A 24,251-nucleotide genomic window follows, 5' to 3' on the forward strand; every position below is an offset into this window, starting at 1 on the left:
CAAAGCGTTTGTTACTGAGCAGCGGACAGCCACTCGTTCGCAATACCGGCCCGGCACCGTTAGCCCCCGCCGTTGTCGGCACGCAGGCTTGCCAGGCCAGCCCTTGTGGCCAGCGGCCCACTTCAGCGCTGGGTGACCCTGCCAACGATCGCCTCAGGGTTCATTTCCTGCTCGGAGAAGGCCTTGTCATAGAACTTGTAGCCACCCTTCAGGCCGTCGTTGAGGAGCACCCACATGTTCTTGTTGAAGTCGTAAACCACGTTCTTGACGTTGTAGGGAAGCGTCTTGTCATACAGCTGCACACCACTCAAGAAAATGGAACGGTACAGCGCACCGCTGGCGTCCCAGGCGTCATAAAGCCCGATCCCATAAGTGTCTTCATCCAGGTAATAGGTGCGCTTGCTGTAAACGTGGCGCTTGCCCGGCTTGAGCGTGGCCTCGACTACCCACACACGATGTAACTCCCAGCGTTCGCAGGCCGGGTTAGCATGGTTCTTGAGAAATTGCTCGTCCTGCTTACAGCCGAAGTAGAACTTATAGGCGTTGTACGGGATGTACATCTCCCGCTTGCCGACCAGCTTGTAGTCGAAGCGGTCCTGGGCACCGGAGAACATCTGCAGCTCATCGAACAACGTCACGCCGCCCTGGCTAGGGACCGGGGTGTCGTAGGCGTACTCCGGCGCCAGCTTGACCCGGCGTTGGCCGGGCGAGTAGCTGAACGAACGCCGTGGCTTGAGCAGAGGGTCCAGGTAGTCGTTGAGTACGGTGACCTCACCGGCGCGTCGCGCTGGATAGTTGTTCAGCGAATAGACCCGTGCATACATCATCGGCTCGCGATCGCTCAGGGCGGTCTGATAGTACGGCTGCTCCTCAAAGGTGGCCTGCTCGGCCACCTTGGTGACCTGGCCGTTGGCATCGATCAGCCAGCTATTCGAAGAGGACGTGGTGGAGTAGCCGTGGCCGATCTTGTAGCGCAATTGCTGGTTCCACATCACCTCGTTGCCCGTTTTTGGAATGGGAAACGGCAGGCCACCTCGGCAGGCGGTGTCCACGGCCAGGCCGTCCCTGAGGATCTTGCAACTGGTCGCATTGCGCACCGTGGCCTCGAGCACTTCCTTCGGATAAGCCGTGGTGCGGTGGCTAGGGTAGACATCCATGTACCAGGTATCGGGGTTTTTCTTCAGTAGCGCCTTCTGCCCGGCGCTGAGTTTGTCGCCGTATTGATCGGCATTCTTGGCGGTGATCCGGAACAGCGGCTTCTCGTCTTTGAAAGGGTCGACCCAGAAACCGCTATCAGGCTTGAAGCCCGCCGGTGCCTTGGTCAGGCCGCCTTCGTAGGCAGGAATGCTGCCGTCAGCGTTACCCGCCTGGATGGCCCCGAACGACGTCAGGCTTTTGCCGAGCTCTTGGGCATCGTCGGCGTGGGCCATTGCGCACAGGGTCAAACCTATCGAAGCCAGAGGCACGGCGAATCTTCTGTTCATACGGTTTGTCTCCGTTTTTATTGATTTTTTTAGAACGACGTCTTAAAGGTGAGCGCCAACCAGCCGCGGTCCGTGGTGCCGACCGCGCCGTTCCCGGCTACGGTATTGTCCGAACCATTCTTCGACTGAGCGTGTGTATCGGCATATCGCAAGGTGAACTCGTACTCGGCGCGGTAGGTCATCTTGGCGCCGATCGACCAGGACAGAGCACCCTCGTTACCACCGCCGGCTGACGCGGCATTACCATGCAGGCCGTAATTGACCGTCAGCGGAATGTCGAGGTCCCAGGAGGGAAAAATGGACTGGTATTGCGGGGTGTAGTTGGCCGCGACAGCGTAGTAGTTGCGTGTCGAACACCCCTGCGACGTACCGCCGGAGCAGTTGCTGCCGCCCTTGAACAGTTCCTCATGTTCGGTGACCTTGTTCAGGTGACTGAAAGCAAACTCGCCAACCAAGGTTCCGCCATCGGAGATAAAGGTGCGCGGTAACCCATAGACCGCGTTCGCCACTGCATGAAGGGTGTCACCGCGTGGCCCCTCTTCGTCTGCAGCGTCTACGCCGGTTGTATTCAACGCACCGTCCTTACGGTAGGAGACCTCGGTGCCCACCGCCACGGAGTCGAATACCCGCGAAAAGCTTAAGCCAAGCAGTTTGACACCGCGTGGATAAACAATTCGATAGTCGCCCTGTGCGACCCGAAGCTCCGGTACCAGCCAGGGTTGGTAGTCATCGAACTGGCGATAGTAAACGCCGAAGGTGGACTCGATGGCTTCCACGTTGAGCTTCGCCATCACCCCCCAGTTGGCGTTGTCGCGGCCAAATCTCGATGAACGCCGCTGCAGGTCCAACCCTGCCGAAGCGGGAAACTGATCGGGCCCTTCAAAGAACGGGTCAGCGCTACCGAAATAGGTACCGCCATAGGGAATGCGCGTGTTATCCCACTCATAGAAATACTGCCCAGCCACCGACAGGCTGTCGGTCACCTGGGCCTTGGCGGATATCTGGCCAACCGGCAGGAACACCTCCTTGGTCTCGATACCGGGGCTGGTAGCGGCCTTCACTCCGTCCGACGGCGCCTGCGAGTAAGAAATTGCATGTGCACCAAACAACAGGCCCTCGCCCCAGTAGTTAGTGTGGCGGCCGATTTTCACGTTCACGGGCACACTGCCAACGCTGAAGTTACGCCACACGAACGCATCGAGAATTTCCCCCGAGGGGCCGTTTACGTAACGGTTCACCTGCGAACTGTAGTGGCTATTGTGGTAGCTGGTGGAGTAACCAGGCACATTGCTATGCACCTTGCCGTCGTCGTAGGCCTGGTCGTACCAGCCAGAGGCGCTGAGGCGGGCGCCCCAATCGTCGAGGTAGGAAAAGTCGATTTCGCTTAACAGATCGAGGCGATTGGTTACGACATCACCTTTGTCGAACTTGCCATCCGACTCGTCGTATGTGGGGGTATTCATGATCCTGCTGTCCTGACCATCCGCACGAATACCCAGGGTGTAGCGAATCGTAGTATCCACCCGCAGGCGATAGTCAGGGTTGGGAAGGTCGAAGGACGCGGCAAACGCACTGCTTGCGACAAAGGCCAATAACGCTGCTGCGCCCTGGCTGAGGAAACCCCGGCCGCGCTTGGTCATATCGTTCATGAAGCCACCTTTTATTTTTATTTTTCAGTAACTTAATTCGATTTACCGGTCATTCACCGTTGCCCATCAGAGGGCGGTACACCGGCTTCACCTGCAACTTGCGAAGCATGACCAGGGCTCTATCGACGGCAGGTACAACGAAACCCTTTCCAGCTTGATTGCAACCGTAGCGGATTGAATCCCAAAATTCCACATAAAGATTTTAATTCTTCATCCAGAATTATTTGCCAGGGGGCCATTCACGTAGCTCTCGCTCGAGAGTAGCCTTTTGCAGTGGATATTGCACACAATAAGTATTAATGTTCATTTGTCTTGGCGGCGAATCGCCCTCCTCCAGGCAGTCGTTTTCTGGCGGCTTGGCCCGTACAACAAAAACAAACGGAGCCCATATGGACATCGATCTCAGCGATAAACGTGTCATCGTCACAGGTGCCTCACGCGGTATCGGCCACGCCATAGCGCGCGCTTTTGCCGCCGAAGGCGCGCGCGTGGCGATTTGCGCTCGGGGCCAGGAAGCCGTCTCGGCGGCCGGCCGGGAACTGCAGAACAGCGCCCAGGGGGTGATCGCGCGCGCCGTGGACGTTACCGATAGCGCGGGTGTGCGCGCGTTCGTGGCCGAGGTCGCCGACACTTGGGGTGGCGTCGATGTGCTGGTGAACAACGCGGGCCAGGGGCGCGGTGGGAACCTCGACACCTTGACCGCGGAGGCCATCCTGGAGCACGCCAATATCTTGCAGATGGGGCACTTTCGCTTCGTCCAGGCGGTGGTGCCGCATATGCGCAAGCAGCGCTGGGGGCGGATCATCGAGATCAACGCGCTGGCCGGGACTGTTCCCACGCCCGACGGTATCCCGTCGGTGATCAACCGCGCCGCCTGCATCGCGCTATCGCGCTCGCTGGGCATGTCGCTGGCGAAGGAGAACATCCTGGTCAACAGCCTCAACATGGGTTGGATCGACACTGGGCAATGGGACCGCCACTATCGGGAAATGGGGCCTGGCGTGAGCCGTGAGGAATTCGACGAGATGGTCATGAAAGTGGTGCCGGTGGGCCGCTACGGCAAGCCGGAAGACGTAGCCGGCATGGCGCTGTTCCTCGCCAGCGAATACGCCAGCTTCATCAGCGCCGCCTCCATTGACATTGCGGGTGGCATGGGCGGGCAGATCGCCTATTTCCCGACACTCAAACGTGATTTTGCGGCGGCGGTGCAGAAGCGCAACAGTGGCCAGTAAGCCTGTAATGGCTTGGCGAGTCTGCCCGCTAGCGGTGGCGTAACCGGGTCAACACTGTCGCTCCCTATGTTTTGGTTAGCGGTGGCAGGGCACCTGCCACGTTCAGTCATTGGGCCGATATCACACCGATTTCGCCGCCGCGCCCTGCTCCTGAATGGCCGGCACTTCCAGCTTCAGCAGCTCGATGGCGTTGCCACTGCGGACCCGCTCGCGGTCGCCGTCGGACAGGCCGATACCGTCGGTGAGGTCGCCATGGTCGTAGGCCCCACCAAAGTTGGTGCCGTACAAAAGGCGTTGCGCCCCGACCACTTCGGCCACACCACGGCGCAGCCCCGGTGCATGTACGTCCAGGTCGAAATAAAAATTGGGCATATACTCCAGCAGCGGGCGCTGGTTGCGCGCGTCGGGCGCCATCGCACGGTTCAGTTCGCTGAGGCGGCCGAGCTGGAAAACCGCCATGCCACCGGCGTGGGTAATGTACGTCTTCAACTGGGGGAATACATCCAGCGCACCGCCGCAGATCAGGTACCAGAAGAACAGCGTTTCGTCGACGCAGTCACCGACAATGGAGGTTGTCTCGAACTTGTCGTCGGTATGCTTCTCGCCCCAGTAGATCGATTGGTTGAAACCATGGACCATGATCGGTACGTCCAGCTGGGAAAGCGTTTCCCACACCGGGAACAGGCGCTCGTCATGGGCTTGCAGACCGTTGAAATTGGCACCGCCTACACACACCCCTTTAGCGCCCAGCTGGGTCACGGCGCGTTTTATTTCCTGGGCGGCGCTTTCCGGGTCGGCGAGGTTGGCGTGGCACCAGAAATCGAAATGCGCGGGGTCGACACGGCAAAACGCCGACAGTTCATCGTTGCAGATGCGTGCGTACTCATTGGCGAATTCGCCCGCCCAGTACATGAAACAATGAGAAGGCGTGGACATCACCAGCTTGTCGACGCCCCGTTCGGCCATCAGCGCGCGCCGGCTAGCGTGGGTCATGCGTGCCAACAGATTGGCCTGTGCTTCCTCGTCGGTGGTGGCCTTGGCCGGTTGCTTGGTGCCGAGGGAAAAATGCCCCATGGTCAGCCCTTGTGGCTTCATGAACGGCCCCCAGAATTCATGGCGGTTGAGCATGCCTGCGGTCAGCAGGTGAGCGTGCACGTCGATCAGCATCGGGTTCTCCTTTTTGTTTTCATCGCCCGCGGCGAATAACGCGCGGAAGCCTGAAGGAGAATATAGGCAAAAACAAAATAAGTGTTCATAAATAAGCAAACACTACGGTGCACAGGCCATGATCAAGAACTGGCGAAAAGCCTGCGCCGGTTCCGGCAAGTCCGTGCCGGGTTTCCAAATCAGCCCTAGCTCCATGGGCGGAACGGCATCCGCCAGCGGGCGAATGTCGATCTTCTTCCCCTCCAGGGACCATGCCCGGTAGAGCATGTCGGACAGGATGGTGACACCGAAACCATGGGCCACCAGCCCGCGCAGCGCCTCCATCGAGGAGGTTCGGAAGGCTACCTGCGGTTGTAGCCCGCGCGACTGCCAGTAGCGAAACGTCGAGGTCTCGCCCTCATCCACCGTCGCCAGGATATAAGGATGCTCGGCCACATCCTCCAGGGTAATCGACGGCGCGGCCATCAACGGGTGCTGGCTGGATAACCACAGTTGCCGCCGCGAGCGGATCAGCACCTGGTGCTCCAGGCATTGCAGGTCGGTGGTATTGGACACAAGGGCTAGGCCGAGGTCGAGGCTACCCTGGTAAACGGCCGTTTCGATGCTTTGCCGATCCATGTCGACCAAGTCGATTTCCACCTGCGGGTAACTGCGCTTGAAGCGCGCCAGCAGCGCGGGCAGAAAGTACCCAAGTACCGTATAGGACGCGCCAACCCGCACCGTGCCCTGCATCGCATGGCTCAGAAACAGTGGTTCGCTGAGCGCATCCTGCAGCGTGTCGAGGATATGCCGTGCATGCTGGGCGAACTTATTGCCCTCGGCCGTCAGCGCGACGCCATAAGGCAGGCGATCGAACAGGCTTACGCCAAGCGCCTCTTCCAGTTGCAACACCGCGGCGGTGATCGCCGACTGCGACACATGAACCTTGAGCGCTGCCTGGGAAAACTGCCCGGCATCCGCCGCCGCAACGAAGTAGCGCAATTGCCGCATGGAAATATCTTTGGGCGTAGCCATCTGTTTTTCTGATACCCGTTTTTTGTATTTATGAATCAGCGACCCGATGCCGCTGGGTACACTCGATGCTCAGTCCGGCCCTGTGTCGGCGCTTATACGGTTCGCCACCGTTTGATATTCAGCGCCAAGAATAATAACTGCTGAAGGTTGAAAATGAACGCGATCAACTATAGCGAGTACGAGCCCGAGCACTCGGGCAATTTCCTCACCGAAGCCTCGCTAAAAAGCACCGGTTTCGACATACGCCTTGAACATGCGCGCTGGGAAAACGCGGGCAGCGCCCTGATCCAAACCCACCATCACAGTTGCCTCATCCGCCTCATGCTACCCAGCGATGCTGGGGAACGAACGCAGCCGGCAGGCAACCTTGGCCGCCTCTGCGGCCCCGCGTCACAGGGTTTCAGGCCGCTGGGGCCACTTTTGTTCATCCCCAACGGTAGTGAATTCCATCTCAAGCACCGGGCCTGCCAGCAGAAAGCGCTGATCTGCGTATTCGACCCCGCGGCGCTCGCTACCCTCGCATGCTATCGCTGGAATTGGGACGGCTGCGTCGACGCGAGCATGCTCAACCTGCAGAGCCTGTATCTGCGAGCGGCCCTGCAGCGCCTCGCTGAAGAGGTAGCGGCACCCGGGTTCGCCAGCGAACTGCATACCGAGAGCCTGCTGACGTGCATCGCCCTGGATTTGCGCCGGCAGTTTCTCGGCATCCGCCCTTGTGAAGACGGGAACGGCAAATTGACCCCACGGCAGATGAGCGTGTTGCGTGAACTGCTCGACGCCGGGCCGGAAACAGCCCTTTCGCTGCAGTACCTGGCGAATGCCTGCGCCCTCCCCGTACGCAAGCTGTCCAGCTATTTCAAGAACACCACCGGCAAAACGCTGCGACGGTATGCTGCCGAAAGCCGCGTAGAAAAAGCCATGGCGTTACTCGCCGACCCCCAGTTACTGGTCAAGCAGGTGGCCTACCAAGCCGGCTTTCAGAACCCCGCGGCGTTCACTGCCGCCTTTCGTAAGGCAGTAGGTATGACGCCGGAGGAGTTCCGCCGGCAACGCAGCGGCTGACTTAGGCGGCGGCTTCACGCCATTAGACTGCATAAGGAACGCTGCGCAGTGGCAACTACGCGGTGCTGCTGCCGCAATGGAACGGCCAGTATGCCAGGCCGCCCTCGGCACCCTGCAAACGGCCTGGCCGTCAACGCTTGATCGTCGCCGTGATCTTCGCGTGCGGGCCGGCCACCTGCGCGGCCCAAGCTTGCGCGGCTTGATCCAATGTGTAGTCGAGGTAATCCACTTGAATCGACTGCTCGCGGGCGATCTTCAGCAGGCGCAGCCAGATCTGTTCACGGTCCGCCGGCGGGCGCTGGCCCGTGCCGATACACGACAGCGAGCGAAACAGCAGGTCGGCGATGTCAAGGTCGAGCTTGCGCCCGGCACCGGTACCGATGGTCATGATCCGTGCGCCCCAGTTGGTGGCCTTCAGCGACGTCAGCATGGGCTGGCCACAGACTAAATCCAGGACCACGTCGAAGCCACCCCCGGCAGCCTCCTTCAGCGCCGCGACATCGTCTGCCCCACCCAAGGCCACCACCTCGTCGGCAATGCCACGGGCCTTCAGCCTCGCCAGTGCCTCTGCCGAACGAGCGGCCCCCACCACCTTGCCGGCCCCCAGGCCGCGCGCCAATTGCAGGGCGATCTGCCCAAGCGTTCCGGTGGCGCCGAGCACCAGGACCTTCTCACCCTTCTGGATATCGGCTTTTTCCAATGGCACGATCGCGCCAGTGGCAGCGATACCCATGCTGATCGCCGTCTTGTCGTCGACGTCGTCCGGTACGTTCCAGACCTCCGCTTGCGGCACCAGCGTGCGTTCGGCCCAAGCCCCGAAGGGCTGCACAGAGCGCTCGCCGAAGTAGACACGGCGCCCGTCCGGCGCGCGGCCAACGCCTTCACCGCGAACCACACAGGGATACTCCACCCCCAGGCGGTAAGCGCCGAGTACGTCCCAGCCACCCAGGCCGGCGGTGTCGACGTCGATCAGCACAGCGCCTTGCTGTGGCCCGGGCTCACGGAACTCATCGACCACCGGCGCTGCATTGCGCTCGGAAATGATCGCTGCACGCATAGGTATCTCCTTGTCTGTTTTGTTGTTGGAAACAATAATTGAACACATATTAAATATTTGTACATCAATTTGACTGCTCTATCAATGCACCGGCAGCGCTTCCCGCTTGAATACGGGGTAACCGCCCAGGGTCAGCAGCAGTAAAGGGCCCACCACGAAGCAGACCAAACACAAGCCCAGCATCGCCGAGTAGTTGCCGGTATTCCTGAGCAAGGCACCAAACAGCAACGGTGATGCGGCCGCCCCCGCAGTGATCAACCCAAGGTGTGCGCCAAACAGCCGCCCATAATCACGCATGCCGAAATAGCGGGCGATCAGAAACGCGGCGATATCGAATTCGGCGCCGGCACCCAGGCCCACCAGCAGCGTGGCAAGCACATACAGCGGCACGTTGGGCGTGGCGTAAGCGAAGATCAGGCAGGCGAAAGCCGGCATCAATAACGCCAGCGCGGCCACACCGGGCGCCCACAGGCGGTCGATGAGGTACCCAACCAGCAGCCGGCCGAGAATCAGCGAAATGCCGAAGCTGCTGAATATCTGCCCGGCCTGCGCAGCGCTCAGGCCGCGATCCTGCAACAGCGGCACAATGTTGGTGACCATGCCGACCACGCAAGACACCACCAGCGTCATCGACAGGTTGCACAGCCAGAAGCGCCAAGACCGTAGTGCATGCCTCAGCAACAGCCCAGGGCGTTCGCGCACAGCCTCGACAACCTTAGTGGCTCCGGCGATCGGCAGCAGCCAACGAAAGGCCAACGGTAACGCCAGCAACACCGGCAGCACGCCCAGCGCGAGAAAACCGGCCTGCCAATGCCAGCGCCCGATGGCCCAAGTGGTGATCAGCGGCAGCAGGATCGCCGCCATGCCAGAGCCGCTGAGAATGATCGCCAAGGCCAGCCCGCGGTTCTCCTCGAACCACAAGTTGACCAGGTGCGACCAAGTAATCTGCAGCGTACCGAGGCCCGCCAGGGGAACCAGGAAAAAGCCCAGGTACAGCGACCAAATCGAGCCGCCGACGCGGGTCATGGCGAACAGGCTCAGTGCAAGCGCCAGTAACGACAGCAGGGTCACGAGGCGTAAGCCATAACGCAGGTTGAGCCATCCGGCCAGCTGCGCGGCGACGATAGTGCCCAGCGACAGCGCCGTGATCGCCGCCTGTAAATCGGCCCGCGTCCAGCCCATGGCCTGCTGCAGGGGGATGACCATCGAGCTGAAGCTGTACAGCAGCAACGAACTGGAGCTGGTCGCCACGCCAACGACCGCCAGGATCAGCACGCGCCATCCACGCTTGAATTCCGCCGTGTTGAAATTTTTCATGTTCGGCCCTCTCAGGGTTGTGCGATCAGTCGTTGCCAATGAACACCGCCGCCTCGGCGCTCTTGCCAATCACCTGCTTGCGGCGGGCGAACCCAGGGCCGCGTTGCGGGTCGGTAAGGCCGACGTCTTCCGGGTGGATCAGGGTCGGCCCATTGCCCAGTTCGGCCAGCGCCAGCCGGGCGATGTCTTCGGCCTTGGGCAACGGCATGTTCAGCGCATCGGGAATCTTCAGCTTGACCATCGCTTCGCGCATGGTCGGCGTGTCCACCGTGCCGATCAGCAAGTTGAGCACATCGACGCCGTGATCGCGCCATTCGGCCCATAAGGATTCGCCGAGGTTCATCGCGAAGCCCTTGGTCGCGCTGTACACCGCCAATTTGCGGATGCCACCCAGCGCCGCCTGGGAGCCGACCAGAATCAGGCCGCCGCGGCGGCGCCCGAGCATCGCGCCGCCAAAGGCATGGGCGCACTCCATCAATGTCAATGCATTGAGCCGCAGCAGCGAGGCCCAGTCAGCGCGGGAGCTGTCGAGAAACCGGGTGATGAAGGGGTCGCCGCCCGCGTTGTAGACGAACAGGCCCACCTCGCGCGCGCCGACGGTGGCGATCAGCTTCTGCGCCGCGCCGGGGCGGGATAAGTCCTGGCTGACCCACAGCACCTCGACGGCGTGCCGCGCCGTGAGCTCAGCCTTGAGCTTCTCCAGGGCCTCGGTACGGCGCGCTACTAATACGCAGTTGACCCCGCGCTCGGCGAGCAACTCGGCGAAGGCGGCGCCCATGCCGTGGGAGGCACCGGCGATAACCGCCCAGGGCCCATAGCGGTGTTTGAACGATAGCTTCATGGATATTCCTTGATAAGGTCGAGGCTTCAGCGCGGCTCAATCGGCGGCAGGTTGATATGGCTGGCCGAAGCGCCGATCGCGGTGCTGCCGAACACCCGTACGCGGCGTTCGATCTGCGCCATGAACAGGCGCAGCAGGGGCTCGTCGTATTCCGGCCCGGCCTGTTTGACGAACGCTTCCAACGCCGCGTCGATTTGCCCATTGTCATCGAAGCGACGGCCCAGCAACGTTTCCACCTCCTGCTGATCCAGGCGTTGTAGGCGCAGCGCCATGGCGTCGGCGCGCCCGAGGTATTCGACGATCTTGCTCACCGCACGGCGCTTGGATTGCTGGAACTCGCCGTGCACTTCGAGCTGTTCGACGGCATCGGCGAGCATCGCCAGCAGCGCCGCGTTCGGACCATGGGTAACGATGTCCAAGGCCGGCGTCTCGATCGCGATGCCCATCGCTTCGGCGAGTGCATGCACCACCACCCGGCGCAGGGCGATATCGAACTCGATGTAGGTGTCATGCGGATCGCCCGGCTGCGGTGTGGCGACGGTGGCGGAAAATTGCAAGGTGCTGACCGTGGCGAACAGCACCGTGTGGTAGCGCACCACGGCGGGGTCGGCCGGTTCACCGGTCACCTCTTGGTAATAGCGGTACAGCTCGCTGAAGCGCTCGCCCAACGGCTCGTAATTATCGCGCATGCGTGCCGATGCGAGGTCCGCCAGCGGGTCGCCGATCATCGCGAACTCGAAGTCGTACAGGCTGTTCACCTTGCCGTTTTCGAACAGGAACTGGCCGGAGTCGTACTGCACGAAAGCGGCCTTCGTACGGTGCCGGGGTACGTTGCGGCGTAGCCAGCCGGCGGCGAACTCGGCCAGCGGCTGCGGTTGGGTCTTGTTCCGTGCATACAGTGGATAATAGGCTTCCAGCCCAGCCAGGGTGATGTCGTCGGCGCCCCGGGGCAGGCGGATACCTTGTTTGGCGAAGGGCTCCAGCGGCAGTTGGTGCATGGCCGCCATGGCCTTCACGTACTGCCGTGCCACCGAACGGCGCTCCTCGTCGCTGGCAGCCATGGACACATCGCGAACGCCGGCCACCCGTTGCATAACGATCGCCTGCGGGTCCTCGCAGAAACCGTAGATACGGGGCACCGGGATCCCTTGCTCACCCAGCAGGCGAAGGATATCCGCCTCGCGGCGCAATTCTGGAAACGGGCTGACGTCGCCGCCACGATCGCCCCGGATGTGCAATGGGATAGTCTCTGCGCCCTTTTCCACGTCCAGGTTCCAGGCTGGCCGCCAACGCGGCAGCCGCTGCATGGACGTCACGGTGCCGCCGGTGAGGTGTTCGACGAAGCGGCGGAGTTTCTGCTCGATGAGCGTATTGGCGCTCGCTGAGGGGTCTGCGGTTTGCATCTGTTTCTCCTGGGTGGCAACCGCGCCGCGCCGACGCCGCGGGCGCAGTTGGGGTCATGGGGCAGCGCTGAGCGGCTTCGGGCCGCCAACCTGGTCGAGGGCGACACCCTTCTTCTTCGCCAGGTCGGCGGTGTCCAGGTACTCGCGCCAGGCGCAGATCAAACCGGTCTGGTCCAGTTCGTACACAGCGACCATCGAGTGCGGCATCGGTATGCCATTGCTCACGCAGTAGTCGTCGCGCTCGGTCATCACCACACGATCGGAGGAGACGATGTGGCGGGTCCGGCAATGGTTATGGGTGACGTAGCTCATCTGCCGCAGAATCTCGGCGCGCAACGCCGCCCGGCCACGAATGATCGGGCCGCCCGGTACCCATAGCTGCCATTCGATGGTCTCGGCGAAGGCCGCCATGATGCGCTCTACGTCTGGGCGGCTACCGTCGCTGCCGTCGCCCCAAGCGCCAAGCATGTCGAGTACTCGTTGTTCCTGTTTAAGTCCCATGCTGGGCTCCTTTTCTACGTGATTTCACAACAGGTAGCGGCGCACCACCGGTGCCATGGGTGTGGCACAACTCATGCCGCCATCGACGCGCATCAGCGCACCGTTGACGTAGCACGCCTCATCGCAGGCGAGAAACAGCGCCATGGCGGCGATGTCCTCGGGCTCGCCGAGCTGTGGCACGTTCTGCAGCTCGAGGAACGCCTGCTTCATGTCTTCGTTGGCCCAACTCTCCATCGCCGGCGTGCGGATCACGCCAGGGAGGATGCCGTTGCAGCGGATGCCGCGTTTGCCGAAGGTCGCGGCGATGCTCTGCACATACCAGTTCAGCGCCGCCTTGGAGGCGCCGTAGCTGAACTGCGAGACTTCGCCGGCGATAGAACTGGTGGACGAGGTGAACAGGATCGAGCCGCTGCCGCGTTCGAGCATGTGCGGCAACGCGTGTTTGCAGGCCAGCACACCGCCGAGCACGTTGACCCGCATGCAGTTGTGGAACAGCGCGGTATCGAACGCGATGAAATCGGTGTCGCGCACAGTGGCCGGGTTGCGGTAAACGGCATTGTTGAACAGTACGTCGAGACGGCCGAAGCGGCCCAGCGTGGCGTCGATCATCCGTTGCACGTCTTCCTCGACGCCGACGTCTACCTTCAGCGCGTGGCCGCTACCCCCTGCCGCCTCGATGCTGCGCAGCACGGCCTCAGCAGCATCGCCGTAAAGGTCGGTGACCACCACCTGGGCGCCCTCCTCGGCGAAACGCAGCGCCGAGGCGCGGCCAATGCCGCTCCCGGCACCGGTAATCACGCACACTTTTCCTTGCAGGCGATTCATCAGCAATCCTCCTTTTAATGGGGCGCCAAATGGGCACCGGTCAGCGCGTCAGCGGGTCGCGCCGCCCGCGATGGTCTGCGGATTGGCTTCGCGTTCGGGCACCGGTTCCTTCCGGTAGCGGGTCGGGCCGTTGCCGAACATGCCGTATTGGTTACGGGTGAAGTCGTACAGCGAGTACGAATCCTGTTGTGGGTTGTTCGGTATGCCGTAGGCCTGGATGTTGTACTGCGCACCGGAGCGAAACAGGTTGCCGGCATCGTCCCAGGCGTCATACAGCGCTGCGCCGAAGGTGTCCTCGTCGATGTAGTACTGGCGGCGTTTCTGGGCATGGCGCACGCCCTCTTTGCGCGTTCCCTCGACCACCCAAACGCGGTGCAGCTCCCAACGTTCGCAATCCGGATTGATGTGCTTGGGCATCAACTTCGTTTCGATATCACAGCCCCACTTCAGCTTGTAGTTGCTGTAGGGGATGAACATTTCCTTCTTGCCCACCAGCTTCCAGTTGAAGCGATCCAACTTGCCGGAGAAGAGGAAGATCTCGTCGAAGAAGGCGACCCCGCCGAAGCTCGAGTTAGGCGTGTCATAGGCGAATTCCGGGGCCTTGCTCACGCGCCGCTGGCCGGTGGAGTAGTTCCAGGCATAGCGCGCGTTGGCCACCGGGTCGAGGTAGTCCCAGTAGCCGTTGGCCTGCCCGGCGGTGCGTGCGGGCGCGACGATTTTCGACCAGATACGCTGGGCGATCTTCGTATCGCGCCCCACAACACCAACCTGGTAGTAGGGCTTCTCGCCGGTGGAGCGGTTGGTATTGGTCAATGTGGGGTGGCCCTGATTGACCACGTAGGCGCTGTGGTTCCAGTCCCAGCCATTGACCCCTTGATAATTGAGGATGTAGTTCCACATCGCTTCATTGCCGTTTGTTGGCAATGGAAACGGCAGGCCACCACGACAGCCTTCGCTGACCGAAAGCCCGTCATTGAACAGCTTACAGTCCCCACCGGCGGCGTTACGCTGGGTGGCGGCCAGGTAGGCCTCTGGAAACGCCGCCGTGCGATGGGTCGGGTAGATATCCATGTAGTAGCTGGAGGGGTTCTGCTTGAGCAGTTGCATCTGCCCCGTGGACAACTGCTCGGCGTACTGCGCCGCATTGGCCGCGGTGATGCGCAGGCGCGGCTTCTCGCCGGCGAAAGGGTCGGGCCAGTTGCCATCGCCCGGCACCATGCCGGCGGGCACCTTGAGGCCGCCGTCGTAGGCTGGAAGGGTGCCCTCGGCGTTACCGGCAGCCAGCGCACCGAAGCGCGTCAGGGTGTTGCCCAGGTCTGCCGGGGTATGATGCTCCTCAGCCAGCAGCGGCGAGGCGATCAGCAGGGCCAGCATGGCTGTCATGCAGGTGTTCGGATTCATGGGTGTCTCCAGTGGATGTCGGTTCAGCCCAACGCCGCGCCGTATGGGACTTTTCGCAGCGGCCATGGGCTGTTCGGCGTGGCCGCCGCTGGCGGCTAGAACGCCGTGCTCAAGGTCAGGGACAGCCAGTTGCGATCGGACAGGCCGATGTCGCCGTTGCCGCCGACGACGGTCTTGCCGATGCCGGGGACGTCGTCGTACTTGCGTTGGCTGCCATAACCGATGTAAGCCAGGGTGACCTCGTAGCGTTCATCGAAGGTGCCTTTGATGCCGACCTTGTAGCTGTACTTGCCCTCGTTGCCGCCGCCGTTGGCGGCGTTGCCCGACAGGCCATAGTCCAGGCTCATCGGCGCCGAGATGTTCCAGCCAGGAAACACACCCAGCCATTGCGGGGCGAAGCTGAAGGCCACGCCAACATAGTTGCGCGTCGCGCAGCCCCAGGCCTTGTCTTGCCCCGCAGGGCAGCCGGCATAGCCTTCGCCTTTGAACAGCTCGGCGTGCTTGGTCACCCGTTGCAAATGGCTGTACGCCAACTCCGCGATGAAGTTGCCGGTGTCGAAAAATTTCGTTTGTGGGAGCAGCCAGAGGCCGTTGACCACCAGGTGCACGGTGTCGCCCCGCGCGCCCTGGTCGTCGACGGTGCTGATGTTGCTGGAGACCAGCGCGGCGTTCTTGCGGTACGACAGGTCCGCGCCCAGCGAACCGCCGCCGAGCATCGGCCCGACCGACCAGCTCAGCCCGTAGAGCTGGGTGTTGCGCGCATACACGTAGCGCGCGGAGTCGGCGCCCACCTGCAGGCCCCAAGGGTTGTAGTCGTCGTATTCGCGGTAATACAGGCCGATATCCGAATGCAGAAAATCCAGCGAATAAGTGCCCATCACACCCCAATTGCCGCGGTTGTGCGGCCTGAGCGGGTCGCCGATGGGGCGGGTCACGCCGGTATACACCGGCAGGCGGTCGGGGCCCTCCAGGGCAACATCCGCGGAAGCCAGGTACGTGCCGCCTTCCGGCGCGCGCGTGTTATCCCACTCGAGAAAATATTGCGCCGCCAGCGACAGCCGGTCGGTCACCTGTGCCTGGGCCGACAGTTGTGTCAGCGGCAGGAAGATTTCCCGGGTTTCGGTGCCTGGATTGCTGACCGCCTTGCGGCCGTCCAGCGGCGCCTGGGAGTAGGAAATCGCATGCCCGGCGATGAGCAGGCCGTTACCCCAATACACTGTATGGCGACCGGCACGCAGGCTGACCGGAACATCACCGACATCGAAACGGGTGAAGGCGAAGGCGTCCAGTAGCTCGCCGCTGAGGCCACGGTGATAGCGTCGGGTGAAGCCGGAGTAATGGCCATTGTCATAACTCGATGTGCTGGCCCCGGCGCCGACACCGGAATAGTAAACATTGCCGGTATTGGTCTCGACGTCCGTGTCCGCGTAGGCCTGGTCGTACCAGCCCGCGCCGCTGACGCGAAAGCCCTGGTACTGTTTGTAGGCCAGCTCGAACTCGCTCATCAAATCGACGCGGTTGGTCACCACGTCGCCCCGTTTGAATTTGGAGTCGGACTCGTCGTAGGTGGCGTTATTGGCCAACGCGTGCTCACGCCCCTCGGCGCGCACCCCGAGGTTGTAACGCACGGTGTTGTCCCAGCGAATGTTCAGGTCGGGATTATCGAGCTGGAACTCCTTGGCGTGGAGCTGGCCGCTGGCGAGGGCCGCGGCCACGCTCAGCGCCAGGCGAACCCTCGGCGGGGTTGGGCTAGGCATCAGGAACCTCCGTCACGCTGATTGTTTTTATTGTTCGGTCGGTTGCGTCGAAGTGACTTCGCTACGCCGTACCGAGTAAACGCAAGGCGGCGGCGGCAGACAACGAAAGTGACTATCGCCCAAATGCAAAGCAGCATTGCTGAACTGCACAGGCCTGGAAGCGAACGGGGTGGTACAACCTGGTATCTGTTTTTCAAATACCAGTCACGCATTTTTATCACTCTGAGATACGTGCACACTAACTTATGATTTGTTCAAAACCTCTATGCGACGCCCTGGCGGCCCGCATCGACAAGAACAAATCGGAGGTTAGCCGTGAGTACTTCTCCCTCGCTAGACGACAAATACACGCTGGACACCGGTAAGGTCCTGCTGAGCGGGATCCAGGCGCTGGTGCGTTTGCCGTTGATGCAGCGCCAGCGCGACCTCGACAACGGCCTGAACACGGCCGGGTTCATTTCCGGTTATCGCGGCTCGCCGCTGGGTGGGTTCGACCAGGCCCTGTGGAAGGCCCGCGACCACCTCAAGGCCCATCACACGCATTTCCAGCCCGGGGTGAACGAAGACCTCGCCGCCACCTCCCTGTGGGGCACCCAGCAGGTCAACCTGTTCGAGGGCGCCACCTACGACGGCGTGTTCGGCATGTGGTACGGCAAAGGCCCTGGCGTCGACCGCTGCGGCGATGTGTTCCGCCATGCCAACGCTGCCGGCACTTCGAAATTCGGTGGTGTGCTAGTGATCGCTGGCGACGACCACGGCGCCCGTTCCTCATCGTTGCCGCACCAGACCGAGCACATCTTCAAGGCCGTGATGATGCCGGTTCTCGCCCCCTCCGGCGTGCAGGAATACCTCGACTACGGTTTGCACGGCTGGGCGATGTCACGCTATTCGGGTTGTTGGGTCGCGCTCAAAGCGGTGGCCGACACCGTGGAAAGCGCCGCCATCGTCGACCTCGACCCGCAGCGGGTGCAGCCGATGATACCGGATTTCGAGCTGCCCGAAGGCGGCCTCAACATCCGCTGGCCAGACCCACCCCTGGCGCAGGAACAGCGCTTGCTGGAGCACAAACTGTACGCGGCGGCAGCCTATGCGCGGGCGAACGGCCTGAACCGGATCGTGATGGATTCGCCCAATGCCCGGCTCGGCATCATCACCTCGGGCAAGTCGTACCTCGATGTGTGCCAGGCGCTGAAGATCCTCGGTATCGATGACGCCTTCGCCCATCAGATCGGCCTGCGCGTCTACAAGGTGGGGATGATCTGGCCGCTGGAAGCCGAAGGCGTACGGCAGTTCGCCGAAGGGCTGAGCGAGATCGTGGTGGTGGAAGAAAAACGCCACATGCTCGAATACCAGCTCAAGGAAGAGCTCTACAACTGGCGCGAGGACGTGCGCCCGAGCATCGTCGGCAAATTCGACGATAAGGGCGAATGGACCCTGCCCCACACCGACTGGCTGTTGCCGGCCATTGGCGAGCTGACCCCGGCGCAAATCGCGCGCGCCCTCGCCCGGCGCATCCTGCGGCTGCATCAAAGCGGCCCACTGCAGGTACGCCTGGCGGTACTGGACGCGCAACTGGCCAGCCGCGGCCAGTTCACCAACCTGATGGACCGCGTCCCGCACTACTGCTCCGGTTGCCCGCACAACACCTCGACTCAGGTACCGGAAGGCAGCCGCGCGCTCGCGGGCATCGGCTGCCACTACATGGCAGCCTGGATCTATCCGCAAACCCAAACCTTCAGCCAGATGGGCGGTGAAGGCGTGGCGTGGATCGGCCAGTCGCGGTTCACGCAAACCAAACACGTGTTTGCCAACCTCGGCGATGGCACCTACTTCCATTCCGGCCTGCTGGCGATCCGCGCCTCGGTCGCTGCCCAAGTCAACATCACCTACAAGATTCTCTACAACGACGCGGTGGCGATGACCGGCGGCCAGCCGGTGGATGGCAGTATCAGCGTCGCGCAGATCTCCCGCCAGTTGGCCGCCGAAGGTGTGCAGCGGATCGTGGTGGTCAGCGACGACCCCGACAAATATCGGGATATCCATGACCTGGCGGCGGGCGTGCCGGTTCATCGTCGCGACCAGATGGACAAGATACAAGACGAACTGCGCCAGTTCGCTGGCGTTTCGGCGCTGATCTATGACCAGACCTGCGCCGCCGAGAAGCGCCGCCGGCGCAAGCGTGGCACGTTTCCTGACCCGGCGCGCCGGGTGGTGATAAACGAGGCGGTCTGCGAAGGCTGTGGTGATTGCAGCAGTAAATCCAACTGTATGTCGGTGGTCGCGGTCGAAACCGAGTTCGGCCGCAAGCGCGAGATCGACCAGTCTTCTTGCAATAAGGACTACACCTGCCTGAACGGCTTCTGCCCAAGCTTCGTGACCGTAGAGGGCGGCGCGCTGCGCAAGCCGAAAGCCCTGGCGGACAATGCCGAGGACACGTGGCCCCTGGCCGAGCCCGTCGCACTGGCGCTGGACCAGCCCTACAGCATTCTGGTAACCGGTGTCGGCGGCACCGGCGTGGTGACCATCGGCGCGCTGCTCGGCATGGCCGCCTTCATCGAGGGCAAGGGCGCGCTCAACCTCGACATGGCCGGCATGGCACAGAAAGGCGGCGCGGTGTGGTCGCACATTCGCATCGCCGCCAGCCAGGAACAGTTGTTCGCACCTCGCATCGCCGAGGGTGAAGCCAGCCTGCTGCTGGGCTGTGACCTGGTAGTCAGTGCCAATACCGAAACCCTGGCCAAGCTGCGCCACGGCGTCACCCACGCCCTGGTGAACAGCGAGGAAAGCCTTACCAGTGCCTTCGTTCGCACCTTCGCAGCGCAGGCGGACAGCGGCGACCTGGAAAAACACGCTGATCCGCAGTTCCGCACGCAGGGCATGTCGGCGCAGATCATCGAAGCGGTGGGCGAGCGCCAGGCCACCTTCATCGACGCCAGCCGCATCGCCACCGCACTGATGGGCGACTCCATCGCCACCAACACCTTCATGCTCGGCTACGCCTACCAGAAAGGCTGGCTGCCCGTGGGCGAGGACGCGCTGGCCCAGGCCATCGAGTTGAACGGCACGGCAGTCGCCTTCAACCTCTCGGCGTTCGCCTGGGGCCGCCGCGCCGCGGTCGACCTACCACGCGTGCTGGCCAAACTCGAAGCCAACAAGGTGCAGCATCCCGATCGGCAACTGTCGCAGAGCCTGGAACAAACCATTGCCCGGCGCGCCGCCGTCCTGCGCGAATACCACAACGAAGCTTACGCGCAGCGCTATCTGCTGCGGGTCGAGCGCTTCCGCGCGGCGGAAAGCTCGCTCATCGGCCAGCCCGGCGCGATCAGCGAAGCGGTGGCGCGTTTCTACTTCAAGGTGCTGGCGATCAAGGACGAATACGAGGTGGCGCGCCTGTTTACCCGGGGCGATTTCCTCAAGACGATCGAAGCGACCTTCGAAGGCGACTACCGCCTGCGATTCCACCTCGCCCCGCCGCTGCTAAACCGCGCAAAGGCCGGCAAGGCGCCGAAGAAGAGCAGTTATGGGCCGTGGATGCTGCGCGGTTTCAGGCTGCTGGCCAAGCTCAAGTTCATCCGCAACACGCCACTCGATCCGTTCGGCTATACCCATGAACGCAAGGTCGAGCGCGCCTGGCTACGCGAGTATGAACAAATCCTCGACGAGCTGCTGGCGGGCCTGTCGCCGAACAACCTGAAGCTTGCGGCCGAGTTGGCGCAACTTCCCGATGCGGTGCGTGGCTACGGCCCGGTCAAGGAGCGCTATCTGGCCCATGCCCGCGAGCACCGCGACCGTTTGCTGGCGCAATGGCGCGGTGGTGATCGCTATTACGACGCCGCGCAAACCGGCACGAGCCCGGCACGCATCGAAGCGACGCAGCTGTAAACCTTATAAGAACGGAGAACCTGAAATGAGCGACTTGCCCGGACTGAATTTCTTCCTCGGCGAAGACATAGACACGCTGCGTGATTCCGTGGCGCATTTCGCGGCCAAGGAAATCGCCCCGCGCGCCGCCGAGGCCGACCGTACCGACCAATTCCCCATGGACCTGTGGCGCAAGCTTGGCGACATGGGCCTGCTCGGCCTGACCGTGCCCGAGCAATACGGCGGTTCAGGCATGGGCTACCTGGCGCACATGATCGCCATGGAGGAAATCTCCCGCGCTGCCGGCGGCATCGGCCTTTCCTACGGCGCCCACTCCAACCTCTGCGTGAACCAGATCAATCGCAATGGTACACCGGCGCAGAAAGATCGCTTTTTACCTAAGCTGGTCAGCGGCGAGCACATCGGCGCACTGGCCATGAGCGAACCCAACGCCGGCTCCGACGTGGTCTCGATGAAGCTGCGCGCCGACAAGAAAGGCGATCGCTACGTGCTCAACGGTACCAAAATGTGGATCACCAACGGTCCAGACTGCGACGTGCTGGTAGTCTACGCCAAAACCGACCTGGCCGCCGGCGCCAAGGGCATGACCGCGTTCATCCTGGAAAAAGGCACAGCGGGGTTCTCCGTGGCGCAGAAGCTCGACAAATTGGGCATGCGCGGGTCGCACACGGGCGAGCTGGTGTTCCAGGACGTCGAGGTCCCCGAAGAAAACGTGCTCGGCCAGGTCGGTGAAGGCGTCAAGGTACTGATGAGTGGCCTCGATTACGAGCGCGCCGTGCTCAGCGGCGGCCCGATCGGGCTGATGCAGGCCGCCATGGATGTGGTGGTGCCCTACCTTCACGACCGCAAGCAGTTCGGCCAGAGCATCGGCGAGTTCCAACTGATCCAAGGCAAGGTCGCCGATATGTACACCACCTTGCAGGCCTGCCGTGCCTATCTGTACGCGGTCGGAAAACAGCTCGACGCGCTGGGCAGTGGCCACGTACGCCACGTGCGCAAGGATTGCGCCGGGGTGATTCTCTATGCTGCGGAAAAGGCGACCTGGCTGGCGGGCGAAGCGATCCAGATTCTCGGCGGCAACGGCTACATCAACGAATTTCCGGTCGGCCGATTGTGGCGCGACGCTAAGCTCTATGAAATCGGTGCCGGCACCAGCGAGATCCGCCGCATGTTGATCGGCCGTGAGCTGTTCAACGAGACCCGCTGAAACGCCCTTTCCGTGCGGCAGAGGACAATAACAACAACGAGGCATCCATGAGCATTTTGCACAGCCAGATCAACCCGCGTTCGCCGGAGTTCGCCGCCAACCGCAGCGCGCTGCTTGGCCAGGTCAGCGAACTGCGCGCCCTGCTCGCCCGCGTCCAGGAAGGCGGCGGCGCCAAGGCGCAGGAGCGCCACACCTCGCGCGGCAAATTGCTACCGCGCGAACGCATCGACCAATTGCTCGACCTCGGCTCGCCGTTTCTCGAGATCGGCCAGTTGGCCGCCCACCAGGTCTATGGCGAAGATGTGCCGGCCGCCGGCGTGGTGGCCGGCATCGGCCGCGTCGAGGGCGTGGAATGCATGATCGTCGCCAACGACGCCACGGTAAAAGGCGGCAGCTACTACCCGCTGACGGTGAAGAAGCACCTACGCGCTCAGACCATCGCCCAGCAGAACCGACTGCCGTGCATCTACCTGGTGGACTCGGGCGGCGCCAACCTGCCACGCCAGGACGAAGTGTTCCCGGACCGCGAGCACTTCGGTCGGATCTTCTTCAACCAGGCCAACATGAGCGCCATGGGCATCCCTCAGATCGCCGTGGTCATGGGCTCGTGCACTGCCGGCGGCGCCTATGTGCCGGCGATGGCCGACGAAGCCATCATGGTGCGCAACCAAGCCACCATCTTCCTCGCCGGCCCGCCGCTGGTGAAAGCGGCTACCGGTGAGGTGGTCAGCGCCGAAGCGCTGGGCGGGGCCGATGTGCACTGCAAGGCCTCGGGTGTCGCCGACCACTATGCCGAGAGCGACGAACACGCCCTGGCCCTGGCCCGCCGTTGCATCGCCAACCTCAACTGGCGCAAACAAGGCGTGCTCAACAGCCGCGCGCCGATCGCGCCGCGCTATGCCGCCGAAGAGCTGTACGGGGTAATCCCGGCCGACGCCAAGCAGCCCTTCGATGTGCGCGAGGTGATCGCCCGCCTGGTCGACGACTCGGCCTTCGACGAATTCAAGGCGCTGTTCGGCGCCACCCTGGTTTGCGGCTTCGCCCACCTTTATGGCTACCCGGTGGCGATCCTGGCGAACAACGGTATTTTGTTCGCGGAGTCGGCACAGAAAGGCGCGCACTTCATTGAGTTGGCCTGCCAGCGCGGCATTCCGCTGCTGTTTTTGCAGAACATCACCGGTTTCATGGTCGGGCAAAAGTACGAGGCCGGCGGTATCGCCAAGCACGGCGCCAAGCTGGTCAATGCCGTGGCCTGTGCCCGGGTGCCGAAGTTCACCGTGATCATCGGCGGCAGCTTCGGCGCCGGCAACTACGGCATGTGCGGCCGCGCCTATGACCCGCGCTTTCTGTGGATGTGGCCCAATGCGCGGATCGGGGTGATGGGCGCGGAACAGGCCGCCGGGGTGTTGGTACAGGTCAAGCGCGAACAGGGCGAACGCAGCGGGCAGGCGTTTTCCACCGAAGACGAGCAGCGCCTCAAGCAGCCCATCGTCGAGCAGTACGAACGCCAGGCACACGCCTACTACTCCAGCGCCCGGCTGTGGGACGACGGCGTCATCGACCCGGCGCAGACCCGCGACGTGCTCGGCCTGGCGATCTCCGCCGCACTCAACGCAGCCATCGAGCCGAGCAGCTTCGGCGTGTTCAGGATGTAACGCGATGAACGACTTCGAAACACTTCAGCTTGAAATGGACAACGGCATCGCCACCCTCTGGCTCAACCGCCCAGATAAGCACAACGCCTTCAACGCCGAGATGATCCGCGAACTGATCCAGGTGCTCACTGCCGTCGCGGGCGACAAAAGCGTGCGTGTTCTACTGCTGCGCGGGCGTGGTCGGCACTTCAGCGCGGGCGCCGACCTGGCCTGGATGCAGCATTCGGCAACGCTTGACTACGACGCCAACCTCAGTGATGCCCACGAACTCGGCGAGCTGATGGAGCACCTGTATCGCTTGCCGCTGCCAACGCTGGCGGTGGTTCAGGGCGCCGCCTTTGGCGGCGCCCTCGGCCTGGTGGCCTGCTGTGACATGGCCATCGGTGCGCGGGACGCACAGTTCTCGCTGTCCGAAGTGCGCATCGGCCTCGCCCCTGCGGTGATCAGCCCTTATGTCGTTCAGGCCATCGGGGAGCGGGCGAGCCGGCGCTACGCATTGACCGCCGAACGCTTCAGTGGCGAGCGCGCCCGCGAATTGGGCCTGCTCGCCGAGTGCTATGCCACAGAGGAGCTCGAGGCGGCGCTACACCACTGGATCGACAACCTGCGCCTCAACAGCCCACGGGCCATGCGGGTGACCAAGGCGTTGCTCAGCGAAGTAGGCCCTGGCGCCCTGTCGCCCCCATTGCGCGAGCGTTGCGAAAGCACCATCGCCGCCATCCGCATCAGCGCCGAAGGTCAGGAAGGCCTCGATGCCTTCTTGAACAAGCGCAAACCCGCCTGGCAGGAGCCATGAA

At 62.5% G+C, this 24,251-nt stretch carries 18 protein-coding genes; 6 read left to right on the plus strand and 12 right to left on the minus strand.

Going from position 1 to position 24,251, the window contains the following annotated elements; all coding sequences use genetic code 11:
• Window positions 1–122 precede the first annotated feature (122 nt).
• Window positions 123–1,430, minus strand: coding sequence for a DUF1329 domain-containing protein (locus HAQ05_RS02690; RefSeq protein WP_420825740.1), 1,308 nt, complete (start codon window positions 1,428–1,430; stop codon window positions 123–125).
• A gap of 83 nt (window positions 1,431–1,513) precedes the next feature.
• Window positions 1,514–3,133, minus strand: a complete 1,620-nt coding sequence (locus HAQ05_RS02695; protein WP_190417104.1) for a DUF1302 domain-containing protein — start codon at window positions 3,131–3,133, stop codon at window positions 1,514–1,516.
• Between the two features lie 389 nt (window positions 3,134–3,522).
• Here HAQ05_RS02695 and HAQ05_RS02700 point away from each other — a divergent pair, with 389 nt between their 5' ends.
• On the plus strand, window positions 3,523–4,365 hold the full coding sequence (locus HAQ05_RS02700; RefSeq protein ID WP_190417105.1) for an SDR family oxidoreductase: 843 nt from the start codon (window positions 3,523–3,525) through the stop codon (window positions 4,363–4,365).
• Window positions 4,366–4,485: 120 nt separating this feature from the next.
• Here the strand turns inward: HAQ05_RS02700 and HAQ05_RS02705 are convergent, their stop codons facing one another.
• Both HAQ05_RS02705 and HAQ05_RS02710 read right to left on the minus strand, forming a co-directional pair.
• Window positions 4,486–5,532, minus strand: a complete 1,047-nt coding sequence (locus HAQ05_RS02705) for an amidohydrolase family protein (RefSeq protein ID WP_190417107.1) — start codon at window positions 5,530–5,532, stop codon at window positions 4,486–4,488.
• A 102-nt stretch (window positions 5,533–5,634) separates the two neighbouring features.
• Entirely contained in the window at window positions 5,635–6,546 is a 912-nt protein-coding gene (locus HAQ05_RS02710; RefSeq protein WP_190417109.1) for a LysR family transcriptional regulator, read from the minus strand.
• 153 nt (window positions 6,547–6,699) lie between these two features.
• On the opposite strand from HAQ05_RS02710, the gene HAQ05_RS02715 reads away from it, so the two are divergent.
• On the plus strand, window positions 6,700–7,608 hold the full coding sequence (locus HAQ05_RS02715; protein WP_190417110.1) for a helix-turn-helix domain-containing protein: 909 nt from the start codon (window positions 6,700–6,702) through the stop codon (window positions 7,606–7,608).
• 130 nt (window positions 7,609–7,738) lie between these two features.
• On the opposite strand, the gene HAQ05_RS02720 is transcribed toward HAQ05_RS02715, so the two are convergent.
• The 8 genes from HAQ05_RS02720 to HAQ05_RS02755 form a co-directional block, all read right to left on the minus strand.
• A complete protein-coding gene (locus tag HAQ05_RS02720; protein WP_190417112.1) occupies window positions 7,739–8,665 on the minus strand; it encodes a quinone oxidoreductase family protein in 927 nt (308 codons plus the stop codon).
• A gap of 81 nt (window positions 8,666–8,746) precedes the next feature.
• The gene (locus HAQ05_RS02725) at window positions 8,747–9,982 is read right to left on the minus strand and encodes an MFS transporter (RefSeq protein ID WP_190417114.1); all 1,236 of its coding nucleotides are present in this window, start codon (window positions 9,980–9,982) and stop codon (window positions 8,747–8,749) included.
• A gap of 25 nt (window positions 9,983–10,007) precedes the next feature.
• Entirely contained in the window at window positions 10,008–10,823 is an 816-nt protein-coding gene (locus HAQ05_RS02730; RefSeq protein WP_190417116.1) for an SDR family NAD(P)-dependent oxidoreductase, read from the minus strand.
• A gap of 26 nt (window positions 10,824–10,849) precedes the next feature.
• Entirely contained in the window at window positions 10,850–12,226 is a 1,377-nt protein-coding gene (locus HAQ05_RS02735; RefSeq protein WP_190417118.1) for a phosphotransferase family protein, read from the minus strand.
• Window positions 12,227–12,280: 54 nt separating this feature from the next.
• Window positions 12,281–12,727 (minus strand): limonene-1,2-epoxide hydrolase family protein, encoded by a 447-nt coding sequence (locus tag HAQ05_RS02740; protein WP_190417120.1) that lies wholly within the window; start codon window positions 12,725–12,727, stop codon window positions 12,281–12,283.
• Between the two features lie 24 nt (window positions 12,728–12,751).
• Entirely contained in the window at window positions 12,752–13,552 is an 801-nt protein-coding gene (locus HAQ05_RS02745) for an SDR family NAD(P)-dependent oxidoreductase (protein ID WP_190417121.1), read from the minus strand.
• A 48-nt stretch (window positions 13,553–13,600) separates the two neighbouring features.
• Window positions 13,601–14,935, minus strand: a complete 1,335-nt coding sequence (locus HAQ05_RS02750) for a DUF1329 domain-containing protein (protein WP_420825741.1) — start codon at window positions 14,933–14,935, stop codon at window positions 13,601–13,603.
• A gap of 113 nt (window positions 14,936–15,048) precedes the next feature.
• Complete coding sequence (locus tag HAQ05_RS02755) at window positions 15,049–16,710, minus strand: DUF1302 domain-containing protein (RefSeq protein ID WP_190417124.1); 1,662 nt, start codon at window positions 16,708–16,710, stop codon at window positions 15,049–15,051.
• Window positions 16,711–17,025: 315 nt separating this feature from the next.
• On the opposite strand from HAQ05_RS02755, the gene HAQ05_RS02760 reads away from it, so the two are divergent.
• The 4 genes from HAQ05_RS02760 to HAQ05_RS02775 are packed head-to-tail and all read left to right on the plus strand — an operon-like array spanning window position 17,026 to window position 24,250.
• The gene (locus HAQ05_RS02760) at window positions 17,026–20,592 is read left to right on the plus strand and encodes an indolepyruvate ferredoxin oxidoreductase family protein (RefSeq protein ID WP_190417126.1); all 3,567 of its coding nucleotides are present in this window, start codon (window positions 17,026–17,028) and stop codon (window positions 20,590–20,592) included.
• Window positions 20,593–20,617: 25 nt separating this feature from the next.
• Window positions 20,618–21,799 (plus strand): isovaleryl-CoA dehydrogenase, encoded by a 1,182-nt coding sequence (locus tag HAQ05_RS02765; RefSeq protein ID WP_190417128.1) that lies wholly within the window; start codon window positions 20,618–20,620, stop codon window positions 21,797–21,799.
• 47 nt (window positions 21,800–21,846) lie between these two features.
• On the plus strand, window positions 21,847–23,454 hold the full coding sequence (locus tag HAQ05_RS02770) for a carboxyl transferase domain-containing protein (protein ID WP_190417130.1): 1,608 nt from the start codon (window positions 21,847–21,849) through the stop codon (window positions 23,452–23,454).
• Between the two features lie 4 nt (window positions 23,455–23,458).
• On the plus strand, window positions 23,459–24,250 hold the full coding sequence (locus HAQ05_RS02775; RefSeq protein WP_190417132.1) for a gamma-carboxygeranoyl-CoA hydratase: 792 nt from the start codon (window positions 23,459–23,461) through the stop codon (window positions 24,248–24,250).
• Window position 24,251 lies beyond the last annotated feature (1 nt).

Origin of the sequence: Pseudomonas typographi (genome assembly GCF_014694385.1) — a bacterium.
GTDB classification, from domain to species: domain Bacteria; phylum Pseudomonadota; class Gammaproteobacteria; order Pseudomonadales; family Pseudomonadaceae; genus Aquipseudomonas; species Aquipseudomonas typographi.